Origin of the sequence: Pantoea sp. OVA07A (genome assembly GCF_019969975.1) — a bacterium.
GTDB classification, from domain to species: Bacteria; Pseudomonadota; Gammaproteobacteria; order Enterobacterales; family Enterobacteriaceae; genus Pantoea; species Pantoea agglomerans.
The window spans coordinates 159993-181701 of the sequence record NZ_JAHXYM010000007.1; the positions used below are offsets into that span (position 1 = coordinate 159993).

General features: G+C 57.3%; 13 protein-coding genes. 8 read left to right on the forward strand and 5 right to left on the reverse strand.

The window, feature by feature from the left end; translation table 11 throughout:
- The first annotated feature begins 3 nt into the window (after positions 1–3).
- The 5 genes from bcsB (at position 4) to LC417_RS19780 (ending at position 11127) form a co-directional block, all read left to right on the forward strand.
- The gene (gene bcsB / locus LC417_RS19760; RefSeq protein WP_223566265.1) at positions 4–2292 is read left to right on the forward strand and encodes a cellulose biosynthesis cyclic di-GMP-binding regulatory protein BcsB; all 2289 of its coding nucleotides are present in this window, start codon (positions 4–6) and stop codon (positions 2290–2292) included.
- Entirely contained in the window at positions 2285–5752 is a 3468-nt protein-coding gene (gene bcsC / locus LC417_RS19765; RefSeq protein ID WP_223566266.1) for a cellulose synthase complex outer membrane protein BcsC, read from the forward strand. Before bcsB ends, bcsC begins: the two co-directional genes overlap by 8 nt.
- Positions 5753–5868: 116 nt before the next feature.
- Positions 5869–7875 (forward strand): biofilm formation regulator HmsP, encoded by a 2007-nt coding sequence (hmsP, locus tag LC417_RS19770; RefSeq protein WP_223566267.1) that lies wholly within the window; start codon positions 5869–5871, stop codon positions 7873–7875.
- 225 nt (positions 7876–8100) lie between these two features.
- A complete protein-coding gene (locus LC417_RS19775) occupies positions 8101–9390 on the forward strand; it encodes a dicarboxylate/amino acid:cation symporter (RefSeq protein WP_010257403.1) in 1290 nt (429 codons plus the stop codon).
- A gap of 246 nt (positions 9391–9636) precedes the next feature.
- A complete protein-coding gene (locus LC417_RS19780; protein ID WP_010257399.1) occupies positions 9637–11127 on the forward strand; it encodes a pitrilysin family protein in 1491 nt (496 codons plus the stop codon).
- A gap of 2 nt (positions 11128–11129) precedes the next feature.
- On the opposite strand, the gene LC417_RS19785 is transcribed toward LC417_RS19780, so the two are convergent.
- Both LC417_RS19785 and LC417_RS19790 read right to left on the reverse strand, forming a co-directional pair.
- A complete protein-coding gene (locus LC417_RS19785; RefSeq protein ID WP_010671660.1) occupies positions 11130–12002 on the reverse strand; it encodes an alpha/beta hydrolase in 873 nt (290 codons plus the stop codon).
- A gap of 523 nt (positions 12003–12525) precedes the next feature.
- Positions 12526–13458, reverse strand: coding sequence for a sugar kinase (locus LC417_RS19790; RefSeq protein ID WP_062759462.1), 933 nt, complete (start codon positions 13456–13458; stop codon positions 12526–12528).
- Positions 13459–13742: 284 nt separating this feature from the next.
- Between LC417_RS19790 and LC417_RS19795 the strand changes: the two genes are divergently transcribed.
- Complete coding sequence (locus LC417_RS19795) at positions 13743–15803, forward strand: AsmA family protein (RefSeq protein WP_223566268.1); 2061 nt, start codon at positions 13743–13745, stop codon at positions 15801–15803.
- On the opposite strand, the gene ppiC is transcribed toward LC417_RS19795, so the two are convergent.
- Complete coding sequence (gene ppiC, locus LC417_RS19800) at positions 15804–16085, reverse strand: peptidylprolyl isomerase PpiC (RefSeq protein WP_010671663.1); 282 nt, start codon at positions 16083–16085, stop codon at positions 15804–15806.
- A gap of 75 nt (positions 16086–16160) precedes the next feature.
- On the opposite strand from ppiC, the gene rep reads away from it, so the two are divergent.
- On the forward strand, positions 16161–18182 hold the full coding sequence (gene rep, locus LC417_RS19805; RefSeq protein ID WP_010257384.1) for a DNA helicase Rep: 2022 nt from the start codon (positions 16161–16163) through the stop codon (positions 18180–18182).
- A gap of 43 nt (positions 18183–18225) precedes the next feature.
- On the opposite strand, the gene gppA is transcribed toward rep, so the two are convergent.
- On the reverse strand, positions 18226–19710 hold the full coding sequence (gene gppA, locus LC417_RS19810; protein ID WP_010671664.1) for a guanosine-5'-triphosphate,3'-diphosphate diphosphatase: 1485 nt from the start codon (positions 19708–19710) through the stop codon (positions 18226–18228).
- A 7-nt stretch (positions 19711–19717) separates the two neighbouring features.
- A complete protein-coding gene (gene rhlB / locus LC417_RS19815) occupies positions 19718–21010 on the reverse strand; it encodes an ATP-dependent RNA helicase RhlB (RefSeq protein WP_022624852.1) in 1293 nt (430 codons plus the stop codon).
- A 117-nt stretch (positions 21011–21127) separates the two neighbouring features.
- Here rhlB and trxA point away from each other — a divergent pair, with 117 nt between their 5' ends.
- Positions 21128–21460, forward strand: a complete 333-nt coding sequence (gene trxA, locus LC417_RS19820) for a thioredoxin TrxA (RefSeq protein WP_003851963.1) — start codon at positions 21128–21130, stop codon at positions 21458–21460.
- The last annotated feature ends 249 nt before the right edge of the window (positions 21461–21709 follow it).

Below are 21709 nucleotides of genomic sequence, written 5' to 3' on the forward strand. Positions count from 1 at the left end.
GATATGACGATACCGAGAGTAAACAGGTGGTTTGCCGCTCTGCTGCTGGGCAGTGCAACGTTAAGCTGTGCCGCCGCGCAGGAGGACGCGCCCGCAAACATCGCTGGTGTAACGCCTGTGCAATCTTTACCGCAGGATAGCGGCGCGCCGCTGCGGAACAGCCAGCTGAGCTTTGCCCAACTGGCACCGCCGCCTGGCAGCATGACGCTGCGTGGCACCCGCACCACCGGACAGATTGAGTTCGGTGTGCGCAGCGATGAGGTGGTGACGCGCGCGTTGCTGAACCTCAGCTTTCGGCCTTCGCCCGCACTGCTGCCAACGCTGTCGCAGCTGAAGATTTATCTCAATGATGAGCTGGTCGGTCTGATTACCCTGACGCCGGAACAGCTGGGTAAAGAGATCCAGACGCAGCTGTCGATCGATCCGCGCTACATTGCCGACTTTAACCGCGTGCGTTTCGAGCTGGTGGGCCACTACGCCAACGTCTGTGAAAATCCTGCCAATAGCGCAATCTGGCTGGATATCGGCAAACAGAGCGGCATCGATCTGACGCTGCAAAAACTGCCGCTGAAAAATGACCTCTCCCACTTCCCGGAACCCTTTTTTGATTCGCGGGATACGCGACCGCTGACCCTGCCGATGGTGTTCAGCGCCCAGCCGGATGTCACGCAGCAGCGGGCTGCCGCCATTCTTGCTTCCTGGTTTGGCAGCAAAACGGGCTGGCGCGGGCAGCGTTTCCCGGTGCTGTATAACCAGCTGCCGCAACAGCAGCATGCGGTGGTGTTTGCCACCAACGATGCGCGCCCGGATTTCCTGAAAGATCTGCCGCCGGTGACAAAACCCACAGTAGAGATTGTCAGCCAGCCCGATAATCCGTATGAAAAAATGCTGCTGATTCTGGGACGCAACGATGAGGACCTGCTGACGGCGGTTCAGGGTATCGCCCAGGGTGAGCTGCTGCTGCGCGGCGATACCTCAACCATCGACAGCGTGAAGCTGCTCTCCCCGCGCCAGGCTTATGACGCCCCTAACTGGGTGCGGACCGATCGCCGCACCACTTTCGCCGAACTGACGCAATATGAGAATCAGTTGCAGTCTGATGGGGTGCAGCCTAATCCCGTCAGCCTGACCCTCAATCTGCCGCCCGATCTCTTCCTGGTTCGCGCGCGCGGTATCGACATGGATCTGAGCTATCGCTATACCGCGCCTTTCCAGTCGGATGGCTCACGGCTGGCGGTCAACCTGAATAATCAGTTCATTCAGGATTATCCGCTGCCGCCGAAAAATACGACGGGTCAGCAGCTGCTGCATATTCCGCTGATTCAGGGAATGCTGGACAAGAGCCATGAGCTGCTGATTCCGGCGCTGCGCCTCGGGGTGGTGAATCAGCTGCGCTTTGATTTTGATTACGCCAACATCACCATCAGCGGCAACGCGGATGGACGCTGTGAAACCGCAACGCCGATAACGCATCATGTGGTGGTGGACGACAATTCCAGCATCGATTTTTCCGGCTATCGCCACTACATCGAAATGCCGTCGTTGCGCGCCTGGGCGAATGCGGGCTTTCCGTTCAGCCGCTACGCCGATCTGGCGCAAACCCTGGTACTGATGCCGCCAAAACCCGATGCAGAGCAGGTCAGCACGCTGCTGAATACGTTGGGCAATATGGGTGCGCAAACCGGCTATCCGGCGCTGCGCGTTCAGTTGACCGATGACTGGGCCACGGCGAAGAAGCAGGATGTGGATCTGCTGATGATCGGTGTCATCCCCAAAGATCTTCAGGATGACCAGCGGATCCCGGCGCTGGTCGACGCCACCGCCAGCTGGCTGAAAGAGCCTGTGCGACAAATCACTCCGGAAGTGAACCCGCAAAGTCAGCGCGAGCAGGCGGCAGAAAGCACGACGACTATCAGCTCCCGCGGCCCGCTGGCAACGGTGATTGGCTTCCAGTCACCTTTTTACGATCAGCGCAGCGTTGTCGCGTTGCTCGCCGATGGCACGCCGCGCAGCTGGCAGTTGCTCAACGAGGCGATGGGTGACAGTGGCAAGCGTGGCACGATGTCTGGCTCCACCGTGGTGATCCGCGAGTCAGGGGTTAACAGTCTGCGCGTGGGAGAGAGCTACTACGTTGGTCATCTGCCGTGGTGGGAGCGTCTCTGGTCGCTACTCTCCGTCCATCCCTTCTGGCTGGCACTCTGCGCACTCTTTGTAGTGGTGCTGTTTGCGCTGATGACCTGGCGTCTGATGCGAATTATTACCCGTCGTCGTTTACTGGATGAAGATGAATAACGCACAGGTGCTGCGGGCAGGCATGCTGCTCGGCGCACTGAGTGCGCTGCCGGGGCTGGCTGCACCGGTCGACGGATCGGAGGTGTCGCCGGTCGAATGGTTGCTGTCACAGGTACGCACCGGCGAGTCGACCAACAAATACGATCTGGTGCAGCAATCGCTCTACCGGCTTGAGAAGATCGATCCCGATAATCCGCAGGTGCTGGCGGCTCGCCTGCGGCTGGCGCTGCGTCAGGGCGATATCCCTAAAGCGCAGATGCTGCTGGAGCAGCTGAAAAAGGTTGCGCCCGACTCCGCCGCGACGCGTGAATCCGCCGTCGGCCTGACGCTGATGTCGTCGGATGGGCGTCAGCAGCTGCAGCAGGCGCGCCTGCTCGCCACCTCAGGGCGCCTGTCGGAGGCGAAAAGTGCTTACGATGCATTGTTCGGAGGGGTTTTTCCGGATGCGAACACGGCGCTGGAATACTGGCGGCTGCTGGCACGCACTCCCGGTCAGGAGAGCGTCGCTTACCAGCAGCTGCAGGCGCTGGAGCAGCGCTACCCAGGCAATATCGGGGTTGAGTTGCAAATTGCACGCATGGCATTTGATCAACAGCAGCCGGAGCAGGCGATAGCGCAGTTGAAAAAGCTGGCAAACAGCAATGGCGGACGCGCCGCTGCCGCCGATCTCTGGCTGCAGCAGATCAACGATCAGCCGGTCAGCGACAGCAGCGTGGCGCAGTTAAAGGATTATCTGGCTGTTTTTACCGACGGCGACGCGCACCAGCAGGGCGCGGAAGTGCTGGCGAAGCAGCAGGCGCAGCTCGCCGATCCCGCCTATCGCGAGCGGATGCGTGGCCTGGCGCTGGTCGAGGCGGGCGATGTGAATAATGCGATGGCAGCGCTTAGCCGGGCACTGAAGGATAACCCCAACGACGCCGAATTGATGGGTGCAATGGGGCAGACTCAGGCACGCGCCGGCCATCGTGACGCGGCGGTGCTCTGGCTGGAACGCGCCGTTGAGGCGGGCAAGCAGAGCACGCTGATCGGCAAATGGCAGTCACTGCTGCAGACTAACCATTACTGGCTGGCGGTCGAACAGGGCGATAAGGCGCTGGCGCAACATGACGTTGAGGGGGCCGAACGCGCTTATCGCGCCGCACAGAAAATTGATAGCACCGACAGCTATGCCCTGATTGGCCTGGGCGATGTGGCGATGGCGCGTAAAGATAGGGCGGCAGCTGAACAGTACTGGCAAAAGGCGCGACGTCTGGATGGCACGAATATCACCGCTGTGCGACGACTGGCGGGACTTTACCAAACGGTTTCGGCCGCCCGCGAGTTGGAATTTATTAATACGCTACCCGCCGGGCAGCAGCGCGAGATGGCGGGAACGTTGCGCGCGCTGCGCAGTGACAGTCTGCGCGCCGAGGCCGATGCGCTCGCCCGGCAGAATAAATGGCCGCAGGCGGCAGAGAAGTATCGGGCGGCGCTGACGCTGCAGCCGGATGACGTCTGGCTCAGTTATCGGCTGGCGAGCGCGCTACGCGACGGTGGGGCCATCCAACAGGCGGATGCGCAGATCGCGACGCTGCAACAGCAGCATCCCGGCGATGCGACCGCGCTCTACGCCGCCGCGCTCTACCTTTCCAGCCGGGATAATGATGACGCCGCACTGGCAACGCTGCATCGCCTGCCTGAAACGCAGTGGAACAGCAATATGCATGAGCTGGCTGACCGGCTCGGGCAGGATAAAATTTTTGCCAGCGCCGAAGCGCTTCGTGCGGCAGGGCAGGAGCGGGCAGCGGTGACGCTGCTTTACCAGCAGCCGGTTTCCAGCCGACGCGACCTGACGCTGGCCGACTGGGCGCTGGCTCGCGGGGACGCGCAGCAGGCACTGGAGACCTATCAGCAGGTGCTATCGCGCGAGCCGGATAGCGGCGATGCGGCGCTGGGACGAATCGAAGCGCTGGTCGCGCTCCAGCGCAACAGCGAAGCACGACAGGCACTTGAGCAGCAGCCAGCCCAGCCCAACACTCTTAATGCCGATCGCCGCGCCGCGCTGGCATGGCAGGCGGTGGGCGAAACCACGCAGGCTGCCGTGCGCTTTGCCAGCCTGAAGCAGCGCGCTGCGTCACTGCCGCCTTCGCAGGATAAGGCACTGGTGTTTCGTGATGCGGCACGGCTGGAGCGCGCACAGCAGCAGCCAGAGATCGCGCTGGCGGATTATCGTCAGGCGATGACGGCCAGCGGTATCGGCAGCGGCGAAAGTATCAGCCGCGCGACACGCTCTCAGGAACAGGATGACTGGCTGAAGCGCAGTATTCGCAGCGACACCGCAGATCTCTATCGTCAGCGTGAGACCACGCTGACGGTGCAGCAGGACTATTCACGTAATAAGGGTACGGCTGGGGTCTCCGACTTTACTGCCCATACCACCATGCTGCAGGCGGAAAGTCCGTTTGCCGACGGACGCGGCTTTTTCCGGCTCGACCGGGTGGACGTCTCAGCAGGAAGTTTTACCACCCGCAACGGCAGCTTCGACGAGCAGTTTGGTAGCTGTGACGACGCCAGTTCCGGCGGATGCAGCCGCGATGCCAGTCAGCGCGCCGAGGGCACTGCGCTGGGCGTCGGCTGGCATAATGACCGCTGGTCAGCGGATCTGGGTACCACGCCGCTGGGCTTTGAGGTGACCAACTGGACCGGCGGCCTGAGCTGGAAAACTGACGTCAGGGATGTTGGCGTGACGCTGACCGCCTCGCGACGGCCGATCGCCAGTTCGCTGCTTTCCTACGCGGGCGCGCGCGATCCATCAGCCAACGGTGGAAAAAGCTGGGGCGGCGTAGTGGCAACGGGTGGCAGCATCGGGCTGAGTTACGATCAGGGCGGCGCACACGGTGTCTGGGGCGACATCAGCGCGCATCAGATCACCGGTAAAAACGTTGCGGATAACAGTCGCGAGCGCTTAATGGCCGGCTACTACTACAAGCTCATTAATAGCGATAATCGCCGGGCCACCGTCGGGCTGAACAGTATGCTCTGGCACTATCAGAAGGATCTCAGCGATTACACCTTCGGTCAGGGCGGCTACTACAGTCCGCAGCAGTATCTCTCCTTTTCCGTGCCGGTCACCTGGCGACAGCGGACAGAAAACTGGTCGTTCGACCTGGGCGGCTCGGTTTCCTGGTCACATTCCAAAACCGATGCGCAGCAGCGCTATCCGGTCAATCCCGGCTTTACCCTGGCCAGCAATCCCGTTTCCGCCAGCAGCACCGGCAGCGGCACGGGGTATACGCTGCAGGGCGTGGTTGAACGTCGTATCACGCCCGACTGGTTTATCGGGGTGGGCGTCGATATTCAACAGGCGAAAGACTATACCCCAAGTCACGGGCTTATCTACGTGCGTTACTCTGCCGCAGGCTGGGAAGGGGATCTGGATATGCCGCCACAGCCGCTGACCCCTTACGCAGATTTCAAATAATCCCGGCCGGGAAAAAGCCGGACTTTTCAGACGGTAAAAAAGTCAGTTTATGGGATATACTGGCGGGCATTGTACTGTCTGCTATCTGGGCTTTTTTCATCGTCAGGAGAATATTTTTGCGCGTAAGCCGGTCACTTACGATAAAGCAGATGGCGACAGTTTCGCTGGTTGCGGTTATCACCATCAGCATCTTTATCGTCATCCAACTGTTTCATTTTGTGCAGCAGCGCAGGATTGACTACGCCCAGCAGATGGAGAATATCGCACACACCGTCCGCCAGCCGCTGTCGGAAGCGGTACTGCGCGCCGATATTTCTCAGGCCGAACGCATTCTCCATTCACTGAAACCTGCCGGTATTTTATCGCGCGCCGATGTGGTGCTGCCGAATGCGTTTCAGGCTCTGCATGCCGACTTCGAAACGGAGAAACCGGTGCCGCGTCTGGTGGCGCGACTGTTTGAGCTGCCGGTGCAGATTACCCTGCCGCTCTACTCAGTGGAAAATACCGGGATGCCGAAACCGCTGGCCTATCTGGTGCTGCAGGCTAACTCGACGCGCGTCTACCAGTTTATTCTCAGCACGCTCTCGACCATGATTATTACCTATCTGCTGCTGGCACTGATCCTGTCAGTGGCGATCAGCTGGTGTATCAACCGGCTGGTGGTGCATCCACTGCGCAATCTCTCGCGGGAGCTGCAGGAGCTGCCGCCGCAGTCGATTCTGACGCATAAGCTGTCACTGCCGCAGAGCCACCGCGATGATGAAATCGGCATGCTGATCCGCAGCTACAACCGCAATCAGCAGGTGCTGGAGTCGATACATGATGAGATGAGTCGGTTGACCACCCATTTTCCCGTGACCGATCTGCCCAACCGTACCCTGTTTCTGGCGCTGGTCGAGCAGTTCATGAGCAGCCCGGAACAGCCTCTGGGGCTGATGGTGATCCGCATTGAAACCCTGCAGGAAGCCAACGGCGTATTGAGCGATGAGCAGCGCGATACGCTGATGCTGACGCTGGTGGAGAAGATCCGTAATACGCTGGATGACCATACTCTGCTGGCGCAGACCGGGACCAGCGACTTTGTCCTGTTAATGAAGCGTGCCAGCAATCCGTTCCGCGCCCTGCGTCTGGCCCGTAACCTGATGCTTCGCCTTAATCAGCCGGTCAACCTTTATCAGCTGCAACTGCGTCCTAACGTCAGCATTGGTCTGGCGCTGCGCGATGATCAGCCGCTGAGCGCCAGTGATCTGCTTGGCCGCGCGACCTCAGCGATGATGTCGGCCCGTCATCAGGGCAAAAATCAGATCCTGTTCTTTGACGCCGCGTTAACCGAGCGCGCGCAAAAACGTCTGACCCAGGAGCATGACATTCTGCAGGGGTTACACAATGAGCAGTTCGCCCTCTATCTGCAACCGCAGGTCGATATGCGCACTGGCACGTTAGTCGGCGCGGAAGCGCTGCTGCGTATGCGCCAGCCCGACGGCAGCTACGGTCTGACCGAAGAGTTTATTGCCAGTGCCGAAGAGATTGGCGTGATTAGCGCGATTGGCCGCTGGGTGTTTGAAGAGGCGTGCCGCATTCTGGCAGGCTGGCAGCGACAGGGCATTATGCTGCCGCTGAGTGTGAATATTTCCGCTGTGCAACTGCGTGACACGGGCGTGGTCTCTCATCTGCAATCCCTGCTGACGCGCCACCGCATCGCACCTGGCACCTTCGTGCTGGAAGTGACAGAAACGGCTCAGCTTGATGATGCTGAACAGGCGATATCGATGCTGCGGATGTTGCAGCAGACCGGCGTAGCCGTGGCTCTGGACGATTTCGGCATGGGCTACTCCAACCTTAACTACCTCCATCAGCTGAAAGCGTTGCCGGTTAACAAGCTAAAGATGGATCGCAGCTTCGTGGCGGCGCTGCCGCATGACGACACCATGGTCTGCATCGTGGCGGCCATCGCCGAGATTATCCATCTGGAGGTGATTGCCGAAGGCGTGGAGACAGCGGAACAACGTGACTGGCTGCTGGCGCGCGGCATCTCTATCGGACAGGGCTATCTGTATGCTGAAGCGCTGCCTCTGACCCGATTCAATCAGGCATGGATCGAAAACTCCTCACTACCGCAATAATTGCCTGATTCATTGATTTTGCGAGAATTTTAGTTACAAAACCCCCTGCTGAAGCGTTTCAGTTCAGAATTACGATCCCCGGGTTTCCTGGGCGTTTGTCACCCTGTATTAATCACGTAAACAGAGTGTTATTTTCGGGTTACTGTCAGGCGCCACCTCTGTTGCCCGCCAGTCACAATAACGAATCCGACAACATCACCTCACGGCGTTAGTGGACACCTGTTTATGAAAACCTCACTTTTTAAAAGCCTTTATTTCCAGGTGCTGATGGCGATTGGCATCGGCGTTTTGTTAGGCCATTTTTACCCGGAGTTAGGGACCCAGATGAAGCCGCTGGGAGATGGCTTTGTTAAGTTAATCAAGATGATTATCGCCCCGGTAATTTTCTGTACCGTGGTGACCGGCATCGCTGGCATGGAAAGCATGAAAGCGGTAGGACGGACCGGCGCGGTTGCACTGCTCTATTTTGAAATTGTCAGCACCATCGCGCTGATTATCGGCCTGATCGTGGTTAACGTGGTGCAGCCAGGTGCCGGGATGAACGTTGATCCTGCCACGCTGGATGCCAAAGCCGTGGCGATTTATGCGCAACAGGCAGAACAGCAGGGCATCGTCGCTTTCCTGCTGGATGTTATCCCCAACAGCGTGATTGGCGCCTTTGCCAGCGGCAATATTCTGCAGGTGCTGCTGTTTGCCATTCTGTTTGGTTTTGCCCTGCATCGTCTGGGTAACACTGGCACGCTGATTTTCAACGTGATTGAAAGCTTCTCAAAAGTGATTTTCGGCATCATCAACATGATCATGCGTCTGGCACCGATAGGGGCATTTGGCGCGATGGCGTTCACTATCGGCAAGTATGGCGTGGGCTCACTGGTGCAGCTCGGCCAGCTGATTATCTGCTTCTACATCACCTGTATTCTGTTTGTGGTGATCGTGCTGGGGCTGATTGCACGCCTGTTCGCCGGATTCAGCATCTTTAAGTTCATCGCCTATATCAAAGAAGAGCTGCTGATTGTGCTGGGTACTTCCTCTTCCGAGTCTGCGCTGCCGCGCATGCTGGATAAGATGGAGAAGCTGGGCTGCAAGAAATCGGTGGTAGGGCTGGTGATCCCCACCGGTTACTCCTTTAACCTGGACGGCACCTCGATTTACCTGACCATGGCGGCAGTATTTATCGCTCAGGCGACCAATGCGCACATGGATATTTTCCATCAGATTACGCTGCTGGTGGTGCTGTTGCTCTCCTCCAAAGGCGCGGCGGGGGTAACCGGGAGCGGATTTATCGTGCTGGCGGCGACGCTCTCTGCGGTGGGACATCTGCCGGTGGCGGGTCTGGCGCTCATTCTCGGTATCGACCGCTTTATGTCCGAAGCCCGTGCGCTGACCAATCTGATCGGTAACGGTGTGGCGACCGTGGTGGTGGCGAAGTGGGTCGATCAGCTGGATCATAAACAGCTGACCGACACGCTGGCAGGCCGGAATAAGGAGAATAAAGCGTCTGAATCTTCAATTTAATCATTGAATTTCACTTAAATCCCCACAAATGCCCGCTGTCGCTTGCCCTGACAGCGGGCATTTGCATAATAAACCCCACTTGTTTTTTTTGACGTTTTTCACTTCGTTACGCGACATCCTGAGCTTCCTGTGGTCAAACACTTTGTTGTTGGATAACAGCGCGATTCGGCGCCAGCCGATTCGTTAATAACAGCGGCAATATGCGCCAGTGATAACGATATTTGAATTATTTGAGTAGGGGTTCACATGCAGGGCACCAGAATTCGGCTTTTGGTTGGTGGATTAGTGCTGGCAAGCAGCTTTGGTCTCCAGGCAGAAACGCTGCAACCGGATCCGGCCTGGCAGGAAGGCAAGCTGGATAATGGATTTAACTGGCAGTTACTGGCCACACCGCAACGCCCCAGTGACCGTATTGAACTGCGGCTGGTGGTGAATACCGGCTCGCTGGTAGAGAGTGCGCAACAGGCCGGCTTCAGCCATCTGCTGCCGCGTCTGGCGATGGTGCACAACACCGCGCTTGATAACCATCAGCAGCGCGCGCTATGGCAACAGGCGATGGATCCTCAGCATCCGCTGCCACCTGTGATCACCTCCTATGATTCCACCCAATATAATCTGAGCCTGCCGAATAACCGCCCCGAGTTGCTGAAAGAAGCGCTGAACTGGCTGGCGGCCACGGCAGGCAATATGGCCATCACCGAACAGGTGGTCAATACCGCGCTGGCGGCATCGGATCCGGTGGCGACCTGGCCGAAAGATACCCAGGATGTCTGGTGGCGCTACCGCCTGAAAGGCTCCGCGCTGCTGGCGCATGACCCCGCAGCGCAACCACGCGCGCCGGTTGATTTAACCCAGCTCAATGATTTTTATCATCAGTGGTACACCCCGGATGCGATGACGCTCTACGTGGTAGGGAATGTTGACAGCCGCAACCTCTCTGAGCAGATCAATAAAACCTTCTCGGCGTTAACCGGTAAACGAGAAACGCCTGCGCCACTGCCCACCCTGTCGCCGCTGCCGCACGAGCCGGTAAATCTGGTCAGCAGCAACATGACGCAGGATCGTCTCTCGCTGGTGTGGGATACGCCGTGGCAACCGATTCGTGACTCCCAGAATCTGCAGCGTTACTGGCAGGGCGATCTGGCACGTGAAGCGCTGTTCTGGCATGTCCAGCGTGCGCTCAGTGACAGCAAGGCACAGGGCATACAGGTGGGATTTGATTGCCGTGTGCTTTATCAGCGTGCGCAGTGCTCCATCAACCTGGATGGACGCAACGAAAATCTGGCGCAGAATATGAATCTGGTGGCGCGTGAGCTGGCAAACGTGCGTGACAAAGGCTTGCCGCAGGAAGAGTTCGATGCGCTGATGGCGCAGAAGCTGCTGGAGCTGAACAAGCTGTTTACCACCTATGCCCGCACCGATACGGATGTGCTGATGAGCCAGCGCCTGCGCTCCCAGCAGAACGCCGTAGTCGATATCGCACCTGAGCAGTATCAGAAGCTGCGTCAGACTTTCCTGGCCGGCCTGACCCGCGAACAGTTAAACCAGGAGCTGCGTCAGCAGCTGACGCAGGAACTGATGATGGTACTGATTCAGCCGGAAGGCGAAGCGGAAACCAACGTGAAGAGCCTGCAAAACAACTGGGACAAAGTGATGGCACCGCCAGCGGCACCGGCGACCAGCAATGAAGCCAGTCCGCCGGATAGCAACGTCAAAGACGTTCCGCCAGCCGCATAAAGTCAGGTTTTTGCCCTGAGCCACTCGGTCACTAACATCGGCCAGCTGGCGAGGGGCAAATCTGCCACGCCGCGGATCCCAAATCCGTGCCCGCCTTTCTGATAGAAATGCACCTCTGCCGGGACCTTATGCTCACGCAGTGCGCCAAAAAACGCCATGCTGTGATTCACTGATACATCATCATCGTCGGCTGCGTGGATCAAAAGCGTTGGCGGCACCAGCGGATGAACCCGGGTTTCCATTGAATAAGCGTCAATGGTTTTCTGATCGGGCCAGGCACCCAGCAGGCGGGTTCTGGCTCCTTCATGGGCGATGCCGTCCCGCATGCTGATTACCGGATAGACCAGGACCATCGCATCCGGACGCGGCGAGAAGTTTTCTGCGCCATCCTGCACCGGATAGAGTTTCTCTGCGAAACGCGTACCCAGACTGGCAGCCACGTGGCCACCCGCCGAAAAGCCCATCATGACGATATATTTACCATTCAGGCCGCGCTGCGCCCGTTCACGCAGGACGCGTACCGCGCGCTGAGCATCGGCCAGCGGCGCGTCGGGGCCTTCGTGATGTCCATCATAGGGCAGGCGATAAGTCATCACCGCCAGGGTGTAACCCATTGAGGTAAAGAATGTCGCCAGGGCGCTGCCTTCACGATCGATCATCACGCGCTGATAGCCACCGCCCGGTGCGACCAGCAGGGTAATCCCGTTTGATTCGACCGGATGCCAGATCGCCATCTCCGGGCAACGCACGCCGGTAGCGGCCCGATCGTAAGGCTCATACTCTTTTGCCATGTCGACAATCTGCGGCTGTGCGCGCGAATCGCTGGCGCCTGGCGCATCACCGTGTGGCCAGATATTAATAATTTCTGTGTGCATAAATAGATCCTGATGCGGGGAATATTTTAATTGTTTTGTTCGCGGCCGGAGAGAACAGCGTCCTGCTGTCTTTTGATTAAAAGATGGTCTTTTTTCAGGCAGTCGTCCATCCGAAAAGGGGGGATCTGACCAGATTCGGACTATGCCTGGTGGTGGATCTGTTTGTTTAACTTATTAATTTTAATCAATAAATTATAAGAGAGATTGAAGGGGGAGACCGCAGGGGATCTGTTATTAACCACAATTTTTCCGCTTAAGGTAAATAGCTGGCACGGCCCGCTTTATTAGCCGCAATTTACCGGATATCACGCTGTGCGTTCTTAAGGCGACATAATGATTTTAGCGTCAGGATCACACCGCCACGCTGCAGGGGCTAACGTGCCAGTCTCATCTGGGAACGGATAGCATCGGTTACAGTCACGCAGCCAGACGTTACCAGCAGCCTAAAAAAATGCGCCCTCGGGCGCATTTTCTGGCATCGGCACGATCAGTGCCTGTATCAACGACGCTGGCTAGCGCTCTGTCAGTCAGGCATCGCCTCTGCCGGAATAATCGCGCCGCGATGCTGAATCACGGTGCTGGCAGTCAGGTGTCCGCGCTGCGCGGCGACCTCTGCAGAGGCGCCGGTCAGACGGCGAGCCAGATAACCGGCACTGAACGAATCACCGGCTGCGGTGGTATCGATCACTTTCTTTTTCGCCAGACGTACCGCAGGCACATCAATCAGCGGTGCGTCGCCGGTGACCACCAGGCAGGAGTCTGCACCGCGCTTAATCACGATTTCGCTGGCACCCGCCTGACGGGTACGCGCGATAACGTCATCCAGCGGCTCTTCGCCCCAGAGCAGATGTTCATCATCCAGTGTCAGGAAGGCGATATCGGTGCAGTTGAGCATGGCGCGATAAGCGGCCTGCGTGCTGGCCCGATCGGCCCATAAACGCGGGCGGTAGTTGTTATCGAAAATCACCTTGCCGCCATTAGCCCGGCAGCGCGCCAGCAGCACCATCAGCTTTTCACGACTGGCAGGCGGCAGAATCGCCAGGCTGATGCCGCTAAGATAGAGATAATCGTAGTGCGACAGCTGTTCAGCTATCTCTGCTGATTGCGGACTGTCGAGCCAGTAACGCGCGGCGGCATCACTGCGCCAGTACCAGAAGGTGCGCTCACCGTCGGCATCGGTTTCAATGAAATACAGGCCCGGCATTTTATTATCGAGCCGCTGAATCAGGTCGGTATTGACCTTCTCCTGCTGCCAGGCCGCGATCATTTGATCGCTGAACGAATCCGTACCCAGCGCAGTGACATAATCGACCCGTAACTGCTGCTCATCAACCTGGCGGGCGAGATAAACAGCCGTATTGAGCGTATCGCCACCAAAGCCACGTTTAATGTTCTCACCCTTTTCGGACAGCTCAATCATGCATTCGCCGATGATGGCGATTTTTTTCTGCGTCATGGTTTCAGACCTGTAGTGAAATATCGCCTTAGTCTCGCGTCTGGTATGGCAGACGTCAATGGTTTTAAAACGGTGTTTTAATTTACCTTTTAAGGTGGCCATTAGTCCCGGTCTCGGGGATAAACGCCGGGAATGTCGGCTTTTTTTACCGCTTATGCTAACGAAATGGCTGAGAAACCCCTTTTTCTGAATTGAATCATCTTACTATCCCGCTTCCCTGATGCTGTTGCCCGCGGTCTCGACTATCTTTAACGCAGACCGTGAATGTGCAAGGAGAAAGCGTAATGTCGCGTACCGGGAAAATAGTCAGCTGGGTAGCAGGAATTCTGGTGTTGTTGATCGTGGTGATTATCGTCGTCATCGCGACCTTTGACTGGAATCGCCTGAAGCCCACCATCAATCAAAAAGTTTCAACCGAGTTAAACCGCCCCTTTGCGATACGCGGGGATCTGGGTATCGACTGGGCACGAAATCGCGACGAAACAGGCTGGCGGCGCTGGGTGCCGTGGCCGCAGATCCATGCGGAAGATATCATGCTGGGGAATCCGCCTGACATTGCTGACGTCACCATGGTACATCTGCAGCGGGTCGATGCCACATTGTCACCGCTGTCGCTGCTGCACAAAGAACTGTTCATCCCGTGGATTAAATTGCAGCGGCCGGATGCGCGTCTGATCCAGACCGCGGATAAAAAGAACAACTGGACCTTTACCCTTGCCGATAGCGGCAAGGATGAGAAGAGTGCTGCGCCATCGGCCTGGTCATTCCGTCTGGATAATATTCTGTTCGATCAGGGCCAGATTCGTTATCGCGACGCCATTAACCGCGCAGATGTCACGGTGCAGGTTAATCCGCTGGGTAAACCGGTGCCGTATACGCAGATTGCCGGAGGCAATGACCAGCAGAAGGGCGCAGGCGACTTCGTCTTTGGCTGGCAGGCGAAGGGCACTTATAACAATGAGTCACTCAGCGGCGACGGTAAGATTGGCGGCATGCTGTCACTGCGCAGTCAGAACACCCCGTTCCCGATTCAGGCCGATCTGCGCAACGGCAGCACCCGCGTTCAGGTGACCGGCGGTCTGCAGGATCCGATGAACCTCGGCGGGCTTAACGTGCGACTGCGTTTCTCGGGCGATACGCTGGCCAATCTCTATGGCCTGACCGGCGTCCTGCTGCCTGACACGCCACCTTATGAAACCGACGGCCATCTGATTGCTAAATTCAGCGGCGAAAAGGGTGCGGTCTACCGCTATGAGAAATTTAACGGACATATTGGCGACAGCGATATTCATGGGTCGCTGATCTACAGTCAGGTTAAACCCCGCCCGACACTCAGCGGCGAGCTGACCTCTGAGCAACTGCGCATGGCCGATCTGGGGCCGCTGATTGGCGTCGACTCTGGCAAAGGCAGTGAAAAAACTGCGCAGGCCAAAGCCCGGCGCGGGGAGAAATCGAATCAGCCCGCAGACCGCGTGCTACCACACGATAAATTCGAAACCAAAAACTGGGACGTGATGGATGCCGACGTGAAGTTCAGCGGCAAACGGATCGAACACAGCAATTCACTGCCGTTAAGCGATCTCTATACCCATTTACAGCTGAAAAACGGTGATCTGCTGCTGGACCCGCTGCGCTTTGGTGTGGCGGGCGGCAATCTCAACAGCACTATCCGGCTGGAGGGCGATCACTCGCCGATGCGTGGCCGGGTTGATCTTCATGTCCGTAAGCTGCAGCTGCGTCAGCTCTTCCCGAATGTGGAGGCGATGAAGAACAGCCGTGGCCAGCTCAATGGCGATGCCAGCTTTACCGGCACCGGTAACTCCGTAGCCGATCTGCTGGCGACCAGCAACGGGCAACTTAAGCTGCTGATGAATGATGGTCTGATCAGCCGCAGCCTGATGGAAATTGCCGGACTCAACGTCGGTAACTACGTGGTGGGCAAACTGTTTGGCGATGACCAGGTGCGTATCAACTGCGCCGCCACCGATCTCAAACTGCAGAACGGTGTGGCGACGCCTAACCTGTTTGTGTTTGATACCGAGAACGCGATTATCAACGTGTCAGGCAACGCGAACTTCGCCAGTGAGCGGCTGGATCTGTCGGTGAATCCGGAGAGTAAGGGCGTCCGCATCGTAACGCTGCGCTCCCCGCTCTATGTGCGTGGTACCTTTAAAAATCCTGATGCGGGCGTGAAAACGGGGCCACTGCTGGCACGTGGTGCTGCTGCAGTGGCTCTGGGCGCAGTAGTCGGCCCGGCGGCGGCGCTGCTGGCACTGATCTCTCCTAGTGATAACGAAGACAACCAGTGCAGCACCGTCCTGCAGCAGATGAAGCAGAAGAAGTAACTAGTTGCGATAGAGTACTTTGATAATGTGATAACCAAAGCCGGTCTTTACCGGCCCGTAAGGCGTCAGCAGCGGGCAGGTAAAGACCGCTTTATCAAAGGCCGGCACCATCTGTCCCTGCCGGAACTCGCCCAGATCGCCGCCATTCCGGCCGGAAGGACAGGTTGAGTGCTTCTTTGCCAGCTGCTGGAAATTGCCACCCTTCGCCAGTTTCGCCAGAATCTCTTTTGCCTGCGCTTCCTCTTTGACCAGGATGTGTAAAGCCGCCGCGGTTTTCGCCATGTTGGTATCTCGGTTGTGTATAATTGCCGCCCAGTATAAACCCCTTTCTTTTGATTCAATCAGGCGATTTCTCCTATGCGTTTAAACCCCAGCCAACAACGTGCCGTCGAATTTGTTACCGGTCCCTGTCTGGTGCTGGCGGGCGCGGGATCGGGCAAAACCCGCGTGATTACCAATAAAATCGCCCATCTGATCCGTGAATGCGGCTATCAGGCGCGCCACATCGCCGCGGTGACCTTTACCAATAAAGCTTCGCGCGAAATGAAAGAGCGTGTGGCGCAGACGCTGGGCCGCAAAGAGGCGCGCGGTCTGCTGATCTCCACCTTCCATACGCTGGGGCTGGAGATCATCAAACGCGAAACCGCGGCGCTGGGCATGAAGTCAAACTTCTCGCTGTTCGACGATCAGGATCAGCTCGCCCTGCTGAAAGAGCTAACAAAAGAGTGGCTGGAAGAGGATAAGACGCTGCTACAGCAGCTCATCTCCACCATCTCGAACTGGAAAAATGATCTGATCGATCCGCAGGGCGCCGCCGCGCTGGCGCGATCGCAGCAGGATAATATTTTTGCTCACTGCTACGCCCTCTACAGCCAGCATCTTAAGTCGTGCAACGTGCTCGATTTCGACGATTTGATTCTGCTGCCGACGCTGCTGCTGCAGCGTAATCAGGAGGTGCGTGAACGCTGGCAGCAGCGTATCCGCTATCTGCTGGTGGATGAGTATCAGGATACCAACACCAGCCAGTATGAACTGGTTAAGCTGCTGGTGGGGGCGCGGGCGCGCTTCACGGTGGTGGGCGATGATGATCAGTCTATCTACTCCTGGCGCGGCGCACGCCCGCAGAATCTGGTGCTGCTGAATCAGGATTTCCCGGCGCTGGAGGTGGTGAAGCTGGAGCAGAACTACCGCTCTTCGCAGCGCATACTGAAAGCGGCAAATATCCTGATTGCCAATAACCCGCACGTCTTTGAGAAGCGGCTCTTTTCGGAGTTGGGGCAGGGCAGCGAGCTGAAGGTGCTTACTGCCAACAGTGAAGAGCATGAAGCGGAGCGGGTCACCGGCGAGCTCATCGCGCATCACTTTATCAACCGGACGCAGTACAAAGATTACGCCATTCTTTATCGTGGCAACCATCAGTCCCGGACCTTTGAAAAGTTTCTGATGCAGAACCGCATCCCTTATCGCATCTCTGGCGGTACCTCGTTCTTCTCACGGCCCGAGATCAAAGATCTGCTCGCCTATCTGCGCGTGCTGACCAATCCTGAGGATGACAGCGCGTTTCTGCGCATCGTCAATACGCCACGCCGTGAGATTGGCCCGGCTACGCTGCAGAAGCTCGGTGAGTGGGCCAACCTGCGCAGCAAGAGCCTGTTTAACGCCAGTTTTGATGTCGGTCTGGGGCAGACGCTGAGTGGCCGCGGTCTGGAGCATCTGCAGCGGTTTACCCACTGGCTGAATGAGATTATCCAGCTGACCGAACGTGAGCCGGTGAACGCGGTGCGTGATTTGATTCGCGGCATCGACTACGAAAGCTGGCTGTTCGAAACCTCCGGCAGCCCGAAAGCCGCAGAGATGCGGATGAAGAACGTCAACACGCTGTTTCAGTGGATGACAGAAATGCTGGAGGGCAGCGATATTGATGAGCCGATGACGCTGGCGCAGGTGGTGACGCGCTTTACACTGCGCGACATGATGGAGCGCGGTGAAAGCGATGAAGAGCTGGATCAGGTGCAGCTGATGACGCTGCACGCCTCCAAAGGGCTGGAGTTCCCCTATGTGTTCCTGGTGGGCATGGAGGAGGGGCTGTTACCGCATCAGAGCAGCATCGATGAGAATAATATCGAAGAGGAGCGTCGCCTGGCCTACGTGGGGATCACACGGGCGCAGAAAGAGCTGACCTTTACCCTGTGTCGCGAACGCCGGCAATATGGCGAATTAATCCGGCCGGAGCCGAGCCGTTTTCTGCTGGAACTGCCGCAGGACGATCTGCAATGGGAGACCGAGCGCAAAGTGGTCAGTGCGGAGGAGCGGATGAAAACCGGTCAGAGCCGGGTTGCCGGTCTGAGAGCGATGCTGGATAAGGCGAAAAAGAGTTAAACCAGTGCAGGAGGCGAAGGAGATTCGCCTCACGCGAGGGCAATTACGACAGGGTTAATAACCAGTGGACGTAAGACTGATAATGGCTTTCCTGCTCCAGCAGCTCACTGCGCAACGGATGGGCCTCCAGCCAGCCCGCGGGCAGGGTCAGATGCAGGGCATCATCGTCTGCCTGTAGCCGCACCGCAGGCAGGGTGTCATCGCGACGGCGGGTGGAGAAAATAATCGCCAGCCGCAGCAGACGGCACATCCGTTCCGCCAGCCGCGGCGGCAGGGCGTTCTGCTGAGTCAGCAAAGCCAGATCGATGCTGCCGCTCTGGTTTTGCAGTAAACAGGCCAGCAGCTTCTTCTGCGCCGGTGTGAAACCAGGAAGATCGAGGTGACGCACCAGATACGCCGCATGCTGCGGCGCATGACGGAAGTCAACGCTCAGGCCGATTTCGTGGATCGCGCAGGCGCTGAGCAGCAACTCACGACAGCGCTGATCCAGCTTCCACAACGTGGAAACCTGACGGAAAAAGCTCTCCGCCAGCTGACGCACGCGATCCGCCTGCTCGACATCAATGCTGAAACGGCGCTGGACGTTGTGTAGCGTACGGGTACGGATATCCCGGTCGATGGGCAGATGCAGCATGCCGTAGACCAGTCCTTCACGCAGTGCGCCGCCCGCCAGCGTCATGCTATCGATACTGAGTTCCTGGAAGATGGCGATCAGAATCGACAGGCCGCTGGGGAACACCAGCGCCCGCTCCAGCGTCAGCCCTTCGATTTCCAGCTCTTCCAGTTTGCCGCACTGAATGGCGCGCTGCTTCAGCTGCTGCAGCTTATTCAGCGTGATGCGCTCATCCATGCCCTGCGCCACCATGATCTCCTGCAGCGCCTGAACCGTGCCTGAAGCACCAACACAGGCCTGCCAGCCCTGCTCACGCAGCTGCGCTGCAATGGGCTGGATCATCTCACGTGCCGCCAGCTCGGCCTGGTCAAAGTTCTCTTTTGCCAGATGACGATCGCTGAAGAATCGCTCCAGCCACGTCACACAGCCCATCGACAGACTGAACAACACCGACGCGTGCGATCCGTCGCCGGTGGCCAGCTCGGTGCTGCCGCCGCCGATATCGACCACTAAACGCTGGTCGGAACCGCCGGTGGTGTGGGCCACGCCCTGATAAATCAGGCGCGCCTCTTCTTCACCGCTGATGACGTTGATGGTACAGCCAAGGATCTGTTGGGCGGTGTCGAGGAAGGTCTGCGCATTGGCAGCCAGACGCAGCGTGGCGGTCGCCACCACGCGAATCTGATCGGGGGGAATATCCTGCAGTTGTTCAGAGAACAGTCTGAGGCATTGCCAGCCTCGCGACATCGCGTCGGCTGACAACAGGTTATTTTTATCCAGACCGGCAGCAAGGCGAACCTTGCGCTTAATTTTTGCAACGGTCTGGATACTGCCAGAAACCTCGCGCACCACCAACATATGAAAGCTGTTAGACCCTAAATCAATCGCTGCATAAAGTGACGATGCGCTTAGCATGGTGGCCTTAACCTGAACGTTTACGGTTGTTGTTGCGTGGAGCACCGCGACGATTGGCGTTATTCCCTCCGCGACGTGGGCCATTGCCGGAACGGCTGCGTTGCAGACGCTTAGGCGGTGGTAAATCCGTTAACAACGCTTCGCTGCTGTACTTGCTGACCGGGATGCTGTGGCCGATGTACTCTTCAATCGAAGGCAGATTCAGCGCGTACTCTTCACAGGCCAGGCTGATTGAATGACCGCTGGCGCCTGCACGACCGGTACGGCCAATACGGTGAACGTAATCTTCACAGTCGTCTGGCAGATCGTAGTTAAAGACGTGGGTAACAGCCGGGATGTGCAGACCGCGAGCAGCCACGTCAGTGGCGACCAGAATATCCACATCACCTTTGGTGAAGTCATCCAGAATGCGCAGGCGCTTCTTCTGAGCAACGTCGCCGGTCAGCAGGCCGACACGATGTCCATCGGCAGCCAGGTGGCCCCAGATATCTTCACAGCGGTGCTTGGTGTTGGCGAAAATAATGGCGCGATCGGGCCACTCTTCTTCCAGCAGGGTCTGCAACAGGCGCATTTTCTCTTCGTTAGACGGATAGAAAAGCTCTTCCTGAATGCGATGGCCGGTTTTCTGTTCCGGTTCCACTTCCACATATTCAGCACTGTTCATGTGCTCAAACGCCAGTTCACGGACGCGGTAGGAGAGGGTCGCCGAGAACAGCATGCTCAGACGCTGAGTCGCCGGCGGCATGCGACGGAACAGCCAGCGAATATCTTTAATAAAGCCGAGATCGAACATACGATCGGCTTCGTCCAGCACCATGACCTGAATAGCACCGAGGTTGACGTGATTCTGTTTCGCGTAGTCGATCAGGCGACCGGTGGTAGCCACCAGAATATCAACGCCCTGCTCCAGCACTTTAAGCTGTTTGTCATAACCGTCTCCGCCATAGGCGAGACCCAGTTTCAGGCCGGTTGAGGCGGTAAGGGGTTCTGCATCTGCATGAATCTGCACAGCAAGTTCACGCGTCGGCGCAAGAATTAATGCCCGTGGCTGGTTAACCTGACGACCTTCCGCCGCAGGATGAGAGAGAAGATGATGAAACGTTGACGTCAGAAACGCCATCGTTTTGCCGGTACCGGTTTGCGCCTGGCCTGCAACATCACGCCCTGAAAGCGTAAAAGGCAGAGCTAACGCCTGAATCGGCGTGCAGTATTGAAAGCCTTTAGTATCAAGGGCTTCCACCACTTTTGGGTGCAGGGCGAAGTCGGAAAACTTCTGTTCAGTTAAGTGTGTTTTGCTCATAGTGTGGTAGAATATCAGCTTACTATCGCTTTACGAAAGCGTATCCGATGAAATAAAGTCAACCAACATTGGTATATTTTACGCCAATTCGCCAGGCATAATCTTGTGGAGTAAAACATGAGCAGCGATAAAATCGTTCATCTGACTGATGACAGTTTCGACACCGACGTGCTGAAAGCCGACGGCGTTACACTGGTAGATTTCTGGGCTGAATGGTGCGGTCCTTGCAAAATGATCGCGCCAATCCTTGATGAAGTTGCAGAAGAGTATGATGGCAAGCTGACCATCGCTAAGCTGAATATTGATGATAACCCAGGCACGGCACCGAAGTATGGCATTCGTGGTATCCCGACGCTGCTGCTGTTTAAAAATGGCGAAGTCGCCGCGACCAAAGTGGGCGCGCTGTCTAAAGGCCAGCTGAAAGAGTTCCTGAACGCCAACCTGGCGTAATTCAGGGCTGAATGTCCGGCAGTGGTGAATTTATCTCCTGCTGCTGGACGTTCGCTTTCAGGCGTGCTAATTTACCAGCACTGCATTACGAACTTACCTTGTAGTTAGCATCTAAAAGTTTTCCCTTGTTGAACCCTGTCGCCCTGTACCTTATAAAGATAGAACGGTTCAGCAATCTTACGGTTAGCTCCAACTCTGGCATCACATTCGGACATCTCCCTGCATACCGATCGCCATTCCATACGATGA

Coding starts and splice junctions, on each gene's coding strand:
- trxA (WP_003851963.1), top strand. CDS start 21,128: ATGAGCAGCGATAAAATCGTTCATCTGACTGATGACAGTTTCGACACC.
- rep (WP_010257384.1), top strand. CDS start 16,161: ATGCGTTTAAACCCCAGCCAACAACGTGCCGTCGAATTTGTTACCGGT.
- gppA (WP_010671664.1), bottom strand. CDS start 19,710: ATGCTAAGCGCATCGTCACTTTATGCAGCGATTGATTTAGGGTCTAAC.
- LC417_RS19795 (WP_223566268.1), top strand. CDS start 13,743: ATGTCGCGTACCGGGAAAATAGTCAGCTGGGTAGCAGGAATTCTGGTG.
- ppiC (WP_010671663.1), bottom strand. CDS start 16,085: ATGGCGAAAACCGCGGCGGCTTTACACATCCTGGTCAAAGAGGAAGCG.
- rhlB (WP_022624852.1), bottom strand. CDS start 21,010: ATGAGCAAAACACACTTAACTGAACAGAAGTTTTCCGACTTCGCCCTG.
- bcsC (WP_223566266.1), top strand. CDS start 2,285: ATGAATAACGCACAGGTGCTGCGGGCAGGCATGCTGCTCGGCGCACTG.
- LC417_RS19775 (WP_010257403.1), top strand. CDS start 8,101: ATGAAAACCTCACTTTTTAAAAGCCTTTATTTCCAGGTGCTGATGGCG.
- LC417_RS19780 (WP_010257399.1), top strand. CDS start 9,637: ATGCAGGGCACCAGAATTCGGCTTTTGGTTGGTGGATTAGTGCTGGCA.
- LC417_RS19790 (WP_062759462.1), bottom strand. CDS start 13,458: ATGACGCAGAAAAAAATCGCCATCATCGGCGAATGCATGATTGAGCTG.
- LC417_RS19785 (WP_010671660.1), bottom strand. CDS start 12,002: ATGCACACAGAAATTATTAATATCTGGCCACACGGTGATGCGCCAGGC.
- bcsB (WP_223566265.1), top strand. CDS start 4: ATGACGATACCGAGAGTAAACAGGTGGTTTGCCGCTCTGCTGCTGGGC.